The organism is Solirubrum puertoriconensis, assembly GCF_001483135.1.
Lineage (GTDB): Bacteria > Bacteroidota > Bacteroidia > Cytophagales > Hymenobacteraceae > Solirubrum > Solirubrum puertoriconensis.
Genome location: NZ_LNAL01000008.1, coordinates 1,129,184 through 1,145,423, shown reverse-complemented (window position 1 = coordinate 1,145,423; position 16,240 = coordinate 1,129,184). Strand labels below are relative to the sequence as shown.

General features: G+C 60.2%; 10 protein-coding genes. 2 read left to right on the top strand and 8 right to left on the bottom strand.

All coding sequences use genetic code 11. The features are described from left to right. Positions 1 to 54 precede the first annotated feature (54 nt). The 8 genes from ASU33_RS19165 to ASU33_RS19135 all read right to left on the bottom strand — a co-directional run bounded on the left by ASU33_RS19165 (position 55) and on the right by ASU33_RS19135 (position 12,199). Positions 55 to 945 (bottom strand): transglutaminase-like domain-containing protein, encoded by an 891-nt coding sequence (locus ASU33_RS19165; protein ID WP_059072409.1) that lies wholly within the window; start codon positions 943 to 945, stop codon positions 55 to 57. Between the two features lie 344 nt (positions 946 to 1,289). Further along, positions 1,290 to 2,729 carry a T9SS type A sorting domain-containing protein gene (locus ASU33_RS19160; RefSeq protein WP_059072408.1) on the bottom strand — a complete coding sequence of 480 codons (1,440 nt, stop codon included), beginning with the start codon at positions 2,727 to 2,729 and terminating at the stop codon, positions 1,290 to 1,292. Positions 2,730 to 2,765: 36 nt separating this feature from the next. Next, positions 2,766 to 5,924: a beta strand repeat-containing protein gene (locus ASU33_RS19155; protein WP_059072407.1), complete on the bottom strand. Its 3,159-nt coding sequence runs from the start codon at positions 5,922 to 5,924 to the stop codon at positions 2,766 to 2,768. A gap of 213 nt (positions 5,925 to 6,137) precedes the next feature. Beyond that, positions 6,138 to 7,862 (bottom strand): ubiquinone-dependent pyruvate dehydrogenase, encoded by a 1,725-nt coding sequence (gene poxB, locus ASU33_RS19150; RefSeq protein WP_059072806.1) that lies wholly within the window; start codon positions 7,860 to 7,862, stop codon positions 6,138 to 6,140. Positions 7,863 to 8,005: 143 nt separating this feature from the next. Next, on the bottom strand, positions 8,006 to 8,440 hold the full coding sequence (locus ASU33_RS21350; RefSeq protein ID WP_160328243.1) for an FEKKY domain-containing protein: 435 nt from the start codon (positions 8,438 to 8,440) through the stop codon (positions 8,006 to 8,008). A 3-nt stretch (positions 8,441 to 8,443) separates the two neighbouring features. Further along, positions 8,444 to 10,108: an acyl-CoA carboxylase subunit beta gene (locus ASU33_RS19145; RefSeq protein WP_059072406.1), complete on the bottom strand. Its 1,665-nt coding sequence runs from the start codon at positions 10,106 to 10,108 to the stop codon at positions 8,444 to 8,446. Positions 10,109 to 10,249: 141 nt separating this feature from the next. Beyond that, positions 10,250 to 11,290: an MlaD family protein gene (locus ASU33_RS19140; RefSeq protein ID WP_059072405.1), complete on the bottom strand. Its 1,041-nt coding sequence runs from the start codon at positions 11,288 to 11,290 to the stop codon at positions 10,250 to 10,252. 75 nt (positions 11,291 to 11,365) lie between these two features. After that, positions 11,366 to 12,199: an N-acetylmuramoyl-L-alanine amidase family protein gene (locus ASU33_RS19135; protein WP_078063258.1), complete on the bottom strand. Its 834-nt coding sequence runs from the start codon at positions 12,197 to 12,199 to the stop codon at positions 11,366 to 11,368. A gap of 158 nt (positions 12,200 to 12,357) precedes the next feature. On the opposite strand from ASU33_RS19135, the gene ASU33_RS19130 reads away from it, so the two are divergent. Further along, positions 12,358 to 15,069 carry a putative LPS assembly protein LptD gene (locus ASU33_RS19130; protein ID WP_149867309.1) on the top strand — a complete coding sequence of 904 codons (2,712 nt, stop codon included), beginning with the start codon at positions 12,358 to 12,360 and terminating at the stop codon, positions 15,067 to 15,069. Positions 15,070 to 15,227: 158 nt separating this feature from the next. Next, positions 15,228 to 16,043: a 3-methyl-2-oxobutanoate hydroxymethyltransferase gene (gene panB / locus ASU33_RS19125; RefSeq protein WP_059072403.1), complete on the top strand. Its 816-nt coding sequence runs from the start codon at positions 15,228 to 15,230 to the stop codon at positions 16,041 to 16,043. Positions 16,044 to 16,240 lie beyond the last annotated feature (197 nt).

Sequence of the window (16,240 nt, the reverse complement as noted above, 5' to 3'; positions counted from 1 at the left end):
GCCCGCCGCGGTACCTTCCGCGGCGGGCTTTTTCGTGGGTTTACCCCATACCTGTTACTGATCCGATTCGTCGTCGGCTTCTTCGTTGGGCGAGGCAGCGGGCGTATCGTCGCCGGTAAGAATGGCCAGCAGCTTGTTTACCTCGTTGGCTTTGTGCGGCTCTTGCATCTTCTCGAAGCTCACGGCCAGGTTGCGCAGGGCGCGGCGCACAATATCGAGGTGCGAGCAGGGCTCGAAGAAAATTTCGTTGGGCGGCAGGTTGAGCTGCGCCACGTAGTGCTCGATATCGGTGCGCGTGAGGATAAGGCCGCGGTTGTAGCAGTTGATGTAAAACGGCTGCTCCTCGTCTTGTTCGGGCCGGAACGTGAGAATGAATAGGTTGGGCAGGTTTACGCCGTAGATGGGCAGCCCCAGACGCTGCGCCACCAGCAGGTAAATTACGCAGAGCGTAAGCGGATTGCCCCGGCGCGACTCCAGCACCAAATGCAGCATGGAGTTGGCCGGCGCATGAAAGTTTTGGGTGTTGGCCGCAAAGCGGTGCACCCGAAACAGCACATGGTTAATGGCCCGTGCCTGCTCAATGGCCGTCATCTCGGGCAGCAGCATCGTCCAGGTTTCGTAGCGCAGTTGCTCAATGGCGCGGTTAAGCGCCTGCAGGTCGGCATCGGGATATTGGTACGAGTTGATGAGCCACATGCCCTCCAGCAGGTTTTCGCCACCCGAGTCGCGCCACACGCGCAGGCGCTCCTGCAAGCCCGAAAACTGCAGGTCGTGGATGAGCTCCTCGATGCGCGTTTGCTGCTGCGAATCGAGGCTTTCCTCCCAGGCTTCCTCCAAAAACGGTATCACGCTCTCCCCCAGCTCATGAATGCGCTCTTCGATCTGCGGCCGCAGTTCGGCATCGTCGAGCAACGAGATAAGGGCTTTTAATTCTTTGTTGGTCATTAACACATCGGCGCCAAAACGCAGTACACACGTAGCCGGCGCTGCTTTAGGTTGTCAAAATAACTCATAAAAAATGGTCGGGCACCACGCGCACGGCGGCAAACGTGGCCGCGCGCGTGGTGCCCGACCATAGCAGCAGCGGCACTGGCTGGCCACTGATAAATACGGAAACCTAGCTTGTAGAGGCGTACTACCAATCGGTATTATTAGCTTTCAGCGGTTTACGTAGCGCCCTAGGTGGTTTTACTAATGCTCGCGGTAAGGATTAAACAACGGCAGGCCCAGCCAACGATGGCCGGGCCTGCTGCATTACCAAGGCAATTTCTTAGATACGTTCGATTATGTTACTGGCATACCAGCTTCAGGACGCGCAGCTCGGCGGCCTGCTGTACGCGCACCAGGTACACGCCTTCGGGCAGCTGCGCGGTGCGCGGCAGGCTAATGGTGTTGCTGCCTTTGCCTAGGTTGGTTGGCTGCCGCCACAGCACGCGGCCCACGGCATCAGCCAGCTCGATGGTGGCCGGGCCGGTGTGCGGAGTGCTAATGAGCATGGTTACCGCCTCGTTGCGGAAAGGATTGGGCCAGGCTTGTACCGCCAGCGCTGCTTCGAGCGGCACGCTCACGGCTTGCACCGGCGAGTAGCTTTCGGCGCCATCGGCATCTACCTGCCGCAGGCGGTAGTACACGGTAGTGGCTGCGTAGCGCCCTAGGTTGGCATCGGTAAACTGGTACTCGGTGCGGCGCGTGGTGGTGCCGCGGCTGCTCACCTGGCCCACCGCCCGAAACGTGCGGGCATCGGGGCTGCTCTCCACCACAAAGTAGGAGCTGTTTTTCTCCGAGGCGGTAGCCCAACGCAACCACGCATCGGGGCCACGCCGCTCGGCCGTAAAGCTGATCAGCTCCACGGGCAAAGGATTGGCCGCATTGCTGACGGTAAAGCGCCCAAAGGCTGCAGTGCTGGTGCTGATGCTGCGGCTGTTGGCGTTGCTACGCGCCCCCACCAACTCCCAGGCTGCCGCCGGCGTGCCTTGGCGCCACGCTTGCGCTTGCGCGAAATCCGTCAGGCCGTTGTCGTCGGCGGCGGGCCACGATAGGCGCAGCGGCACGGCGGCCGTGGGTGCTTGGGCGGCAGTAATCGTCCAGATACGGTCGATGCCTTTGGTGGTAGCCCCTAGGTTGGTGCCGTAGCTGACACCGGCCGCACGCAGGCCTGCCGTGCGGGTAATGGTTACGTCGCCTAGGTTCTGCCCCGAGGCATCGAGCCAGGCACCATGACCAAAGTCAACCGGGCCTGCCACAGCCGAGCGCGTAATGCGCACATTGCCCACCACGTAGCGCCCGGCCGCTTCGCCCTCGAGGGTGGCGCCATTAAGCAAGCTGATGATTTTGGTGCCGGGCGTGCGCACTAGGCCGTTGGTGAGTAGCAAGCGTTGCGTAATGGCAAGGTCGTCGGTTACAACCAATTGGTTTTGGCCGGCACTGGCGGTGTTATCCACCTCCAATTGCGCCACGGTGGCACCACCGGAAACCAGCCGTTGCTTTGCGGTGCCGCTAAAGCGCAGCAGCCCATCGGAGGTAAAGCTGCCCGCGTTGTTGAGCGTACGTCCTAGATGCAAGGTGCCGCTGTTGCTGAGCTGGCTGCCGGTGCGGTTAAGCAGCGAATCGGACACCGATACCGTAGTGCCGGCTTGCACCGACAACCGAGCGCCGCTTACAGTAATACTTTGCGCCGCCGCGGGGCCGCCGAGGCCCAGCAAGGTAGCTACTGCCACGAGCCGTTTCATCGGAATACACATTGAGTATTGCACACGAAAGACTGGTTAGTCGCGGCTGATGACAATCCACGAGGAGCCGCTGCTTTGCACGGTGAGGCGCTTGGCGCTGGCCAGGCTGGTTACGCTGCTGCCAAGCACGTCGTCGTAGATGCTGGCGTTGTTTACCGCCGACAAACTGAGCGTGTAGGTGCCGCCCGAGGTGGAGTTGATGATGGTGTACACGCGGCCGCGGCAAGTGCCCGGGTCGGGCAGGCTAACGGAAGTGCACGCGTTGATGCGGCGCACCGTTTGGTGCAGCGAGTTCAGGCTGAAGCTGGTGCCAGTGGTTTCGGTAAACGGTACTGCCAGGGCGCCGCCCACCGTAACGGGGCTGGTTACTTCGGCCGAGGAGCTTACGGCCAGCCCTAGGTTGCCGCCCGTAAAGCTGAACGAACGGTTGGCCTGAATCAGCACGGTGTTTTCGGAAAGCGTACCGCCCAGCTTCACCTCGTCGCCGGTTTTGGTGAGGCCGTTGCTGGCCGTGGTACTGGCAGCTGGCGTGGCGGCCGTGGTTTGCACCGAGCCATCGGGGAAGCGGAAACCGCCGCTGCTGCTGTACACCTGGCCGGCTACCTCCAGCTTTTGGGTGGGCACGGCCGTGCCTACACCCACATTGCCCGTGCCGGTAAGAGCCAGCGTGGTAGCGGCGCCGGTGCGCATGGTGGTCCGGAATACCAAGTCCCAATCGGGGGCATTAAAGCTGCGGCCACCGGCGTAGCTGTTGGCATAGTTCAGGCGCCAGCTACCTAGGGCAGTGTTCGGTATCACGCTCACGGTATACACTTGGCCAGCCGTAACCGTTGGCGGCGCCGGAAAAGTAAATACAGTCATGGAGCCGTTCGTCGGGATGGTCGTCGGCTGGGTAAAGCTGTACAGCGGCGTGCTGCCGGTGCCCGTGCCGGCGTGTAGCGCCACCGTAAAGGTGGTAGAGCCCGAGCCGTTGTACCCCGTTTCGAAGGTCATCAGCTCGCCCGTTACGCTGGGCGTAAACGACTGCCAACCGCCCATCGAAGCTCCCGCGCTGCCGATCGTATTTTCCTGATCGATGAAGGCGGCCGTGCCATCGTTGCTGAGGAACGAGAGCTGGTTGTTGCCGGTAATCACCCGCGTGGCTTGCGTAAGCGTGCCACCTAGGGCAATGTCACTGCCGGTTTTGGTAAGGCCGTTGCTGGCGGTGGTGCTGCTGCCGCTGGTAGCGGCCGTGGTTTGCACGGTGCCATCGGGGAAGTGCAAGCCGCTACCCGCGCCGCTGAGTTTTACGTTGCCGGCTACCTCCAGCTTCTGCGTTGGGGCGGCGGTGCCCACCCCAACGTTGCCCGTGGCGTTCAGGGCCAGCACCGTGGAGGCATCGGAGCGCATGTACGTGCGAAACAGCAGGTCGCAGCTGGCGCCGAAAGCGTCGCGGCCGCCGGCATAAATATTCTCGCAGCTTTGCCGGGCACTCACGGCCGTGGGCGAAGTCAGCTGGAAGGTGTAGGTACTACCCGCCACCAACGCCGGAGCGTTCGAGAAATCAAACACCACTGTGGCTCCTTCCGTGGTAGAGGGCAAGGTGGCGTTTTTGGTAGCCACGGCTAGAGGTGTTCCGCTGGTAGTCGCGCCGCTGTACACCGATACCGTCACGTCGGTAGTGATGGCGGCGCCGGAGATGCTGCGCATGGGCAGCTCCAGTCGGGTGAGTTGCCCCGTGGCACCGGGCGTAAAGGTTTGCCAGGTTGGGGTGCTGGGGTTGCCTGCCGCCGTGGCCGCGTGCGAAACCTGATCTGCTACGCTGGCTCCATTACCGCTAACGAAGCTCAGGTTGTTGCCATCGATGGCAAGCTGCGTGGCGGCGGTGAGGGCGCCACCTAGGGCAATGTCGTTGCCGGTTTTCGTCAGGCCGTTGCTGGCCGTGGCAGCGCTGCCATTGCCGGTGGCCGCGGTGGTTTGCACGGTACCATCCGGAAACGTTAGCCCGTTACTCGCCCCGCTGATCTTAACGTTGCCGGCTACTTCCAGCGCCTGCGAGGGCGCTGTGGTGCCAATGCCTACTTTCACCGCATCGGCGCCGGTGCCGCCCAACACCAGCGAGTTGCTCTGGCTTACTTTGGCCCGGTAGCCAATGGCGCCAGCGTTCGTCAGGTTGCCCGTTGTTGGGCCAGCCTCGTAACCTAGGGCCGTGTTGTTGCTGCCCGTGGTATTTAGGTATCCGCCGGCGAAACCAACGAACAGGTTGTTGCTGCCCGTGGTGTTTGCGTCGCCGCTTTGGTAACCGCTGAAGTAGTTCCGGCTGCCCGTGGTGTTCTGCCAACCGCTTTTGTTGCCCACAAATTGGTTGTACTCACCGGTGCTGGCCGTTCCACTTAGGTAGCCGCTGTAGTGGTTGTTGCTGCCGGTGGTATTGGCGTAGCCACTCTGGTAGCCATCGAAATAGTTGCTGCTGCCGGTGGTGCTGTTGTAGCCGCTCTGAAAGCCGCTGAATTGGTTTTGCACCCCAATGGTGTTGCGCCAGCCGGCCTGGTACCCCACGAAATGGTTTCCCGAGGCCGTGGTATTGTCCTGCCCCGTCATGTAGCCGCTGAAGTAGTTTACCGAGCCAGTGGTGTTGCTGAGGCCGCTGGCAAAACCGTTGAAGTGGTTGGCCGAGCCCGTGGTGTTATTGGCCCCGGCCTGATGCCCCACGAAGAGGTTGTACAAGCCGCTGCTCAGGTTGAGGCCGGCGCTGGAGCCGATCAGGATGTTGTTGCCGGTGCTCGTACCGAGCTCCAGGCCGCCCATGCTGCTCACCCCAATGCCGCTGGAGCTACCATTCACCAGTTTGTACGTACCCAGGTTCAGGTTTTGAGTGGCGGCGTGGTTACCTAGCCCGTCGCCTACGCGCTGCCAGTTGGGGGCTGCCGCGGTGCCTTGGTTTTGCCACAGGCCCAGCAGCATGCCATCGGTTTGGTACACAAGCAAGCCGGGCGCCGGGTTGGCAATAGCCGTGCGCTGCGCCGATGTCATGCGCGGGGCCAGTATGCCTTGGGTGGTGGAGCGCAGCTCGAGCAGGGCGCTGCCATCGGGAGTGAAGGATGCGGAGCCGATGCCCACGCCCGCAGTTTGCGCGAGGGCTGGCGTAGCAAATGCACCGGCTAGGCCAAAGACCGTGAGCAGGCCGAGGCACCGCAGTGAAAAGGGAGAAAGCATAAGTTTGTTAGGTGGAGTGTTGCTTAGGCTGTTTGCCACAATCAGGCTCCACAAAGGTCCTTGCGCCCCCTACGCGGCGGTATCGCATGTATATGCACCTATTTCGGGGCGCACTACTGCCGAGCTTACCGCACAATCCCTTTTTGATGTGAGTATAGCTGTAGCTACACACATCAACCGCCTACCTCGCCTAGCTCATCGGCGCTGCAACCCCTAGCGCAGGTTGGTAGCAGCCAGGTCGAGTACTTCGTTGCCGCGGCCGCTCATGATGGCTTTGAGCGTGTACAGCCCGAAGCCCACGGCCTGTTTGGGGTCGATGGTCGGCGGTATCGACAGCTCCAACGCGCTTACGTGCACATCAACCAGCACCGGCCCTTGGTGCGCCAAGGCTACGGCCAGCGCGTCGTGCAGTTGGCCGCCGTCGTTCACCCTGATGCCGCGCAGCCCTACCGCTTCGGCCAGCAGGGCAAAGTTGGGGTTGTGCAGCTCGGTACCGAAGGGCAGCAGGCCAGCGGCTTTCATCTCCAGGTCCACGAAACCCAGGGAGCCGTTGTTTAGCACCACCAGCTTCACGGGTACATTCAGCTGGCGCAGGGTAAGCAAATCGCCCATCAGCATGGCCAGGCCACCGTCGCCGCACAGGGCAATTACCTGCCGCTCGGGGTAGGCCAGCTGGGCACCTAGGGCTTGCGGCATAGCGTTGGCCATGGTGCCGTGGTTGAAGGAGCCAATCAGCCGGCGGCGCCCGTTCATGCTGAGGTAGCGCGCGGCCCACACGGTAGGCGTGCCCACGTCGCAGGTAAAAATGGCATCGTCGGCGGCCAGCTCGTCGAGCAGCCGCACCACCGATTGCGGGTGCAGCGGCGCTTGGCCGGCTTCGGCGGTAGCTTTTTCGGCAAGGTCCTGCTGATCTTCCTGGTGCCGCTGCCGAGCCCGCTCCAGGTGCCGCCCATCGGTTTTGGGCGCAAGGTGCGGCAGCAACGCTTGCAGGGTAGCGCGCACGTCGCCGGCCAAGCCCAGGTCGATGCGGGTGCGGCGCCCTAGGTGCTCGGGGCGGTTATCCACTTGTACCACCTGGGCATCGTCGGGGTAAAACTGGCGGTATGGGAAGTCGGTGCCCAGCATCAGCAGCAGGTCGCAGTCCTTCACGGCGTGGTAGCCGGCCGGCTGACCTAGGAGGCCGGTCAGGCCCACATCAAACGGGTTGTTGGGCTCGATAAACTCCTTGCCGCGCAGCGCGTGCACAATGGGCGCCTGCAGCGCTTCGGCCACTTGCAGCAGTTCGGCATGAGCACCCGCGCAGCCGGCGCCGCCCAGTATGGTTACGGTTGCCGCAGCGTTCAGCATATCGGCGGCTTGGCGCACCTCGGCTTCAGCGGGCACCAGCGCGGCTGCCGGTGGCCGGGGTTGGCGGCGCAGCTCCTTCCCTTCTATCTCGTGGTAGGCCACATCGCCCGGTATCACCAGCACCGACACGCCGCCGCGCGACAATGCCGTTTGGATGGCCGTTTCGGCCACGTGCGGCATTTGCCCAGCCTGCGCCACCAGCTCGCAAAAGTGGCTGCACTCCTGAAACAGCCGCTCGGGGTGCGTTTCCTGAAAATACCCGCTCCCGATTTCGGCGCTGGGTATTTGGGCAGCAATGGCCAGCACCGGCACGCGGCTGCGGTGGCAATCGAACAGCCCGTTGATGAGGTGGGTGTTGCCCGGCCCGCAACTGCCGGCGCACACGGCCAGGGTGCCGGTTAGGTGGGCTTCGGCGCCGGCCGCCAAGGCCCCGGCTTCTTCGTGCCGCACCGGCATCCACTCGATGGTGCCGCGCTGGCGGATTACTTCGGTAAAGGCGTTCAGCGAATCGCCTACCACGCCGTACACGCGCCGCACGCCCGCGGCTTCCAAGGCATCAACCAGCCATTCGGCTACGCTTTTCTTCGCCATCTTCTTCAGGAGTTTGAAGATGGCTATACGCGGCACCTAGGTTGTCGGACGCCCATAAGTTGTTGCAAAACACAACGCGCCGCTCAGCAATGCTGAGCGGCGCGTTGTGAATCTGCTAGTCAGTCCAAATGCAACGTTCCATGTCACTTAGATGCTTTCCTCCATTGTTTATAGCCAACCACGTCACGCCTAACAGTTCGCCGCCAAGCTTTCCCATACAAGCTGGTCAAATGGGTGAACATTCGGCTGTTGTATGCTTGCATGCAAGCATAGTTTGGTCCTGAACAGCCTTCTTCCCAGTATGTAACGCGAAACTTCTTCTCAAATACGCTATCAGAGGAGTAAACAACCGGTGCGATACCACTCTTAAGTATCAAGAATAAACGACCAGCCGCGATATCACGCTCAGCCAGCAAGGCAGCTTCTGCTTCTTGGTTTTCTGAAAAGGCTAATAGCAGAGCCATATTACTTGCACCGCCAGGATAAAAGATGCTATCGGCGCGTTGCGGTAGTTGGCAAAAGCCAAGTACCGGCAACAGCATCAGCAAGGCACCAATTATTAGCTTCCTGGCAGTCATTACTCACACCTGAATCACGCCCACATTGTACGGCTTCTCAATCGGCGCATGATTAGCCATCCGAATACCCTCCGAAATCACCTTGCGGGTTTCCAGCGGGTCAATCACGGCATCAACCCACAGGCGGGCGGCGGCATAGTACGGCGAGAGCTGCTCGTCGTAGCGGGCCTTGATCTTGTCGAACATCTCCTTCTTCGCCTCGTCGGTCAGCATTTCGCCTTTGGCTTCGGCGGCGGCTACCTGAATTTGCAGCAGCGTGTTGGCCGCGGCGGCACCGCTCATTACGGCTAGCTGGGCCGAGGGCCAGGCCACAATCAGGCGCGGGTCGTAGGCTTTGCCGCACATGGCGTAGTTGCCGGCGCCGTAGCTGTTGCCCACAATCACTGAGAACTTGGGCACCACCGAGTTCGACATGGCATTCACCATTTTGGCGCCGTCCTTGATAATGCCGCCGTGCTCCGACTGCGAGCCTACCATGAAGCCCGACACGTCGTGCAGGAACACCAGTGGAATGCGCTTCTGGTTGCAGTTCATGATGAAGCGCGCGGCCTTGTCGGCCGAGTCGGAGTAGATAACGCCGCCCATTTGCATGGCGCCCTTCTTCGTCTTCACAATTTTGCGCTGGTTGGCCACAATGCCCACGGCCCAGCCATCGATACGCGCCAAGCCGCAGATGAGTGACTGGCCGTACAGGTCCTTGTAGGGCTCGAACTCCGAGTTATCCACCAAACGCTTGATGATGTCCATCATGTCGTAGGGCTTCACGCGGTCGGAGGGCAGCAGGCCGTAAATCTCCTTGGGGTTTTCGGCCGGAGCAGCGGGAGCTTTGCGGTCGAAGCCGGCCGAGGGCGTGGCCCCCATCTTGTCGAAGATGTTGCGGATGTGGTCGAGGCACTCCTGATCGTTCGCGAACTTGTAGTCCGTAACGCCCGAAATCTCGGAGTGGGTGGTAGCGCCACCTAGGGTTTCGTTGTCGATGCTCTCGCCGATGGCCGATTTCACGAGGTACGAACCCGCCAGGAACACCGAACCGGTGCCATCTACAATCATGGCCTCGTCGGACATGATGGGCAGGTAGGCGCCGCCGGCCACGCACGGGCCCATGATGGCGGCAATCTGCACGATGCCCATGCTGCTCATCACGGCGTTGTTGCGGAAGATGCGGCCGAAGTGCTCCTTATCGGGGAAGATTTCGTCCTGCATGGGCAGGTACACGCCCGCCGAGTCGACGAGGTAGATAATCGGCAGCTTGTTCTCGATGCTGATTTCCTGGGCACGCAGGTTTTTCTTGGCCGTGATGGGAAACCACGCACCGGCTTTCACGGTGGCGTCGTTGGCTACAATCACGCACTGGCGGCCCTGCACGTAGCCAATTACCACCACCACGCCGCCCGAGGGGCAGCCGCCCTCTTCGGGGTACATGCCTTCGCCAGCAAAGGCACCAATTTCAACCGTAGCCGAGCCCTCGTCGATGAGGTACTCGATACGCTCGCGGGCCGTAAGCTTGCCTTTGGCTTTGTGGGCTGCAATGCGCTTCTCGCCGCCGCCTAGGTGCACCTTTTTCAGGCGCTGGCTCAGCTGAAACACGAGCTGCTTGTTGCTGTCTTCGTTCTTGTTGAACTCCAGGTTTACCTTCTGGTCGGGCTGAGGAGAAGCGGGTTGATTCACGGGGTAAGTGGGAATGCAGATGGGAGCGAATGTGCCGCCTACGTGGGGCCGCTTTCAAAGGTAGGAAAACAAAAAACCTAACGAGCGTTCGTAGCCCGTTAGGTTTTGTAAAGTTGTAGTGCTGAGCGAGGCGGCAGCCACCTAGGGCTTCACGGCCGTATCAACCGGCGCGGCTTGTTGCTGCGTCACGGTTTTGGTTTCGCGCTCTATCGTGCCGTCGGGCTTTTGCTCCGTTTCGGATTTCTGCTTGCTCTTTTTCTCCTTACCGCCCCCGCCAAACACCGAGAAGTGCACGTAGCGCTTGGGGTTGGCTTTCAGGTCGACGAGCAAAGCGTTGGAGCTGGCCGCCGTTTTGTTGAGGTTGGTGTAGAGCGAGTCGTCGTTCATCAGCTTACCCAGGGAGCCTTTGGTGCTCGTGAGCGACTGGTTTAGCTGCTTCATGGCTACCTGCGCTTCCGCCACGGTCGTGTTCAGCTTACGCACGGTGCCGGCCAGCGGCGCGCCCTTCAGGGTATCCGTAATCTGGGCTAGGTTAGTGGCCAACCGGTCAAACTTGCGCTCCGTCGCGTTCAGCGAACGGGTAAGCGTGGCCATGTTGCTGGTAATTTCGTTGATGTTGCGCTGGTTCATCACCAGCAGGTTTTTCATGGCTTCCGTGGAGGCCTGCGTGTTTTGCAGGGTTTGCTGCAAGCTCAGGCGCGCTTCCTTGCTCAGGAACTGGTTTACCTTGATGAGCGTGCTATCGACGGTACCGAGTACGGGTAGTGCTTTAGCCTGGAAAGCGTCGGTAAGGCTGGCCGCGTGATAAGAGCGCAACTCTTGGCCGCCTTCGTACACCTTGGTGTTGCGGCCCTGCAGCAGCGTAATGGTTTTCGAACCTAGGAGCGAGCCGGAGAGGCTGGCCACGGTGGAGTCGCCTACCTCTACTCGTTTCTGAATTTCGATGGCTACGCGAATCTGGTTGCCTTTTTCGGGCTGCAGCTCTAGGTTTTTCACTTGGCCTACCTGAATGCCGTTCAGCATCACAGGCGCCGAGAGGTTCAGCCCATCGACGTTGTCGTAGGTGGCGTAGAAGGTGCGGTCGTTAGAGAATACGTTGCTGCCTTTCAGAAAACGAAAGCCGATAAACAGTGCCACTAGGGCAACGACGGCCAACAGTGCAACTTTGGCTTCTTTGGACACGGAGATGGCGGGAAGGACGAGAGATAATGCGGACTACCGGCGTGCCGGCGGCGCAAGATGGCAAGTAGCGGCCATTTAATTGCCCGCACTGCCCGCTTCAAGCTCTTGCTTGTACTTGCGGAACGCCCGGTAGATACCCGAAGCCATATACGATTGGTTGGCTTTATCGTTCAGATATCGTTCTTCGGCGGGGTTGGTAAGGAAGCCAGCTTCAATGAGAACCGAAGGCATCGTGGATTTCCAGAGCACTAGAAAACCTGCCTGCTTTACGCCCCGCGAAGGCCGCCCCACCGAGGTGCGAAATTCATGATCGACTTTGGCCGCGAAGCGCAGGCTGTTGTCGATGTGGGCGCTTTGGTAAAGCGAGAACAGGATGTGGCTTTGCGGTGAGCTGGGATCGAAGCCGGCGTAGCGCTCCTTATAATTGTCTTCCTGCAGAATTACGGCGTTTTCGCGCTTGGCCGTAGCCAGGTTTGCCTCGGTTTTGTGCGCACCCATGGTCCACACTTCGGTACCGCGCGCTACCGTGGGGCCGGCGTTGCAGTGCACCGAGATGAACAGGTCGGCGTTGTGCTTGTTGGCAATGCCAGCGCGGTCGGCCAGTTCCACAAACTCGTCGGTTTTGCGCGTGTAAATCACCCGCACCTCCGGCATGTTTTCTTCTATCTGCCGACCTAGCTCCAGCACAATTTTTAGGGCCACATCGGCCTCGCGGGCCGATTGGCCGGCGCAGCCCCGGTCTTTGCCGCCGTGGCCGGCATCGAGCACCACCGTACGCAGCCGAAAAACGTTAGCCGAACCAGTGGTTCGGGTCGTATCAGTTGGCTGGCCAGGCACCTGCTGTACGCTGGCCGCCGGACCGGCTAATAGCGCCAATAGCGCCGTACCGAGAAGGACAATATTCCGCACAGAGTTCGTTAGATGGGGCGGCTACCCGCTACTTTTGCACACTTAAGCCACAAAATAAAGCAATTCTGCTCTACGTGACTCTTCCTGGGGCGCATATTCAAACGCTATGCCGCAACCAACGGGCGCAGCACTGCCTGCTCTTGTTTGGCTTGTTGTTTATGCTCTGTTCGGTAGGCTTGCCGGCCGCATGGGCGCAGCAAGGCCCGCGCCGCACTACGCCCGCTGCCCTTCCGCCCGATACCATTCGCCGCACGCTCGATACAGTGCGCGTAGTTACCCGCAAGGGCGACATTGAAACCACCGTTAAGTACCAGGCCAAAGACTCCATTCGCTTTAATGTGCAGGAGAAAAAAGCCACGCTCTACGACAAAGCCAACGTCGACTACGGCGAAATGTCGCTGAAAGCGGGCGTTATCACCGTCGATTACAACCAAAACGTGCTGACGGCCGAGGGGCTGAAAGACTCGACGGGCCGCGTGCGCGACAAGCCGGTGTTTAAGGACGCTGCCGAAACCTACCAGGCCGGTCGCATTGCTTACAACTTCAAAACCCGCAAAGGCAAGATTTCGGAGGCCATAACCCAGCAGGGCGAAGGCTACATCCATGCCGAGGTGGTGAAGAAAAACGAGCTGAACGAGATTTACGGCCTGCGCGGCCGCTACACCACGTGTAACCTCGAGCACCCGCACTTCTTCATCAACGCCAGCAAGATGAAGGTGGTACCCCGCAAGCAGGTAGTTACCGGGCCCTTTAACCTGGTTATTGGCGACATTCCGACGCCCCTAGGTTTCTTATTCGGTTACTTTCCCAGCCCCGGCAAAAGCCGCGCCTCGGGCGTGATTATTCCTACGTTCGGGCAAGCCGTCGACCGCGGCTTTTACCTCACCAACGGTGGCTATTACTGGGCCATCAACCAGTACCTAGGGCTACGGGTAACGGGCAGCGTGTATTCAGGTGCCGGCGTGTCGTTCGGCGGCTTCGGCGTAAATACCGACCTTACCTACCGCAAGCGCTACCGCTACGATGGCCGCCTCGACTTTAGCTATTCGCGCCGCCCGGCTGGGCAGCTGCTGCGCTCCGAGGCGGTAAATACCGACCCCAACGTGCGGCGCAATTTCAAGCCGCGCACTTTCTGGCTGTCGTGGAGCCACAACCCCACGCCGCGGCCTGGTGGTGGCCGTTTCTCGGCCAACGTGCGCACGGGTAGCCCCGAGTTCAACCAGCAGAACACGCTGGATGTGCGCAACTACCTCACGCCGGCGTTCAACTCTACGATCAGCTACCAGAAGCAGCTGCGCAACCTGCCCATCAACTACTCGGTTCAGGCCGCGCAGGATTTGAACACCATTACCGGCACCGTGAACCTAACCCTGCCCGACGTAACGGTGGGCGTGCAGCGCCAAAACTTCTACCGTTTGCTGGGCCTGCCCACGCGCGGCGCCTGGTACGAGCAGTTTGCGGTAGCCTACCAGCTAACGGGCCAAAACCGCCTGACCAACGTGGAGCAGGCGCGGGTGCTTGAAGCCGGCATTCCGCTACTCGGTGGCCAAGCGCAGTCGCGTACCATTCCAGTGCGCTTCGATAACCTGCGCCCGTTCTTGCGCAACGCCCAAACCGCCGTTCAGAACCGCTTCGATATCACCCTAGGTCAGTACAATCTCTTCCGACACTTCTCGCTTACGCCAACGGTCAACTACGGACAAACGTGGTATAACAAGCAACTCAACTACACCTATGTACCGGCCGCTCGGGCGGTGCGTATCGACACCGTTCGCGGATTCAACATTGTACACAATGTATCGTACGGTGCCTCGCTATCTACAAACCTCTACGGCACTGTCAACTTTAAGCCAGGTGGTAAAATTCAGGCCATCCGCCACCGTCTCGCGCCGAGTATCAACTTTACCGGCTCGCCGAACTACCAAGGGAGCCGCCGACTGTATGATCAGCTACGGCTAGGTGATTTGCGCAACACCTCCGGCCAATTATTAACGCCACTGAATGATACTCGTGCCTTCTCGCGCTATGCTGGTTTCCCGTTTGCCATTCCGGCAGGTGGGCGCGTAAGCCAAGTTAGTTTTGGCCTGCAAAACCAGGTAGAAATGAAGGTGCGCAACAAGCAGGACACCACCGGCACTCAGCCCTACAAAAAGGTTAGCCTGATCGACGGCTTTGATCTGAGCTCGGGCTACAACTTTGCGGCCGACTCGCTGCGCCTCGCGCCACTGTCGGTTAGCTTCCGCACCCAAGTAGCCCAGAAGTTGAATTTCCTGGTGTCTTCCTCGCTCAACTTTTACCAGCGCGACTCCACGGGCCGACTAATCGACCGCTACCTGTTTGAAGCCAAGCGCTTAGCTCGCCTCGATAACGCCTCGGTGCAGCTGACGTACCAGTTCGACAGCAACAGGCGCCCAGGCCAGCCGGGCAACCGCCAACAGCGGGTAGCGCCCACCAACGACCCCGTGCTGGGCAACCCCAACCAGCCCGACTCCTACGTAGATTACCTCGACTTCACCATTCCGTGGACGCTGAACGCCTCGCTGGGCGCCCTCTACCAAGACCCCGGACCTAGGGCTCCGCGCCCAGGCTTTGAGCGGCAACGCTCGTGGCCAACCGTGGCGCTCAACGTAAGCGGCGAGGTGAAGCTGACGGATAAAATGCGTTTGAGCTACACCTCGGGCTACGACTTCGTGGCGAACCGCATAACCATCACGCAGCTCAACTTCTTCCGCGACTTGCACTGCTGGCAGATTACCGGTAGCTGGACGCCCGTCGGCCAAATTCAAGGGTTTAGCGTAACCATCGGGGCTAAATCGGCGCTGCTGCAGGATTTGAAGCTCAATCGCAACCGTACCTTCCTTAACCGCTAGCGCCTCCGCGGGTAGCCCTAGGTACCAAAACCGCTCCTCGGCAGCCACGTTGCCAAGGAGCGGTTTTGCTTTGTAAACAGGTGGCCGATGTGCCAAAAAACCTGCAGCTTTGCCGCTGTTCCGCAATCAACCACCATCAGCCTACAAGCTTTCTTCCGATGTCGCAGCACAGGGAAATCAAACGGGTAACCACGCACCAACTGCTGGCCATGAAGCAGCGCGGCGAGCGAATCTCGATGCTCACCGCATACGATTACTCGATGGCCAAAATCCTCGACGGCGCCGGCATCGATGTGCTGCTCGTCGGCGACTCGGCCTCCAACGTAATGGCCGGCCACGAAACCACGCTGCCCATCACCTTGGATCAAATGATTTACCACGCCGCCTCGGTAGTGCGCGCGGTAGGCCGGGCGTTTGTGGTGGTTGATATGCCGTTTGGCTCGTACCAAGGCAACTCGTCGGAGGCTTTGCGTTCGGCCATCCGCATCATGAAGGAATCGGGCGGGCACGGGGTAAAGCTCGAAGGCGGCGCCGAAATCAAAGACAGCATTATCCGCATCCTCACAGCCGGCATTCCGGTGATGGGGCACCTAGGCCTCACGCCGCAAAGCATTTATAAGTTTGGCACCTACACCGTGCGGGCCAAAGAAGAAGCCGAAGCGCAGAAGCTGATCGAAGATGCCAAGCTGCTGGAGGAACTGGGCTGCTTTGCGTTGGTGCTCGAGAAAATTCCGTCGGCCTTGGCCAAACAAGTGGCCGAGCAGCTCACCATTCCGGTTATCGGCATTGGCGCCGGCCCCGATGTAGATGGCCAGGTGCTGGTAGTACACGACATGCTGGGCATTACGCAAGAGTTCAAACCCCGCTTCTTGCGCCGCTACGCCGAACTCGGCGACCTGATGCACCAAGCCGTAACGCAGTACATTGAAGACGTAAAGGGCCGCGACTTTCCGAACGAAAAAGAGGCTTACTAAGCCTAAGCTTACCCATTGCTGCCGCGGCACGCACTAGCTACTGCCACCTAGGCATTACTAGTGCGTGCCGCGGCAGCTGCTATCTAGCCCGCCGCGTAGCAAGGCCCTAATCCGCTTTTAATTCGCAATTCCGCATCAGTTTCCAAACTCTGTCGTTTATTTGTGCAGATCGTTGGTAGGCACGGCAGCCGGCTTCT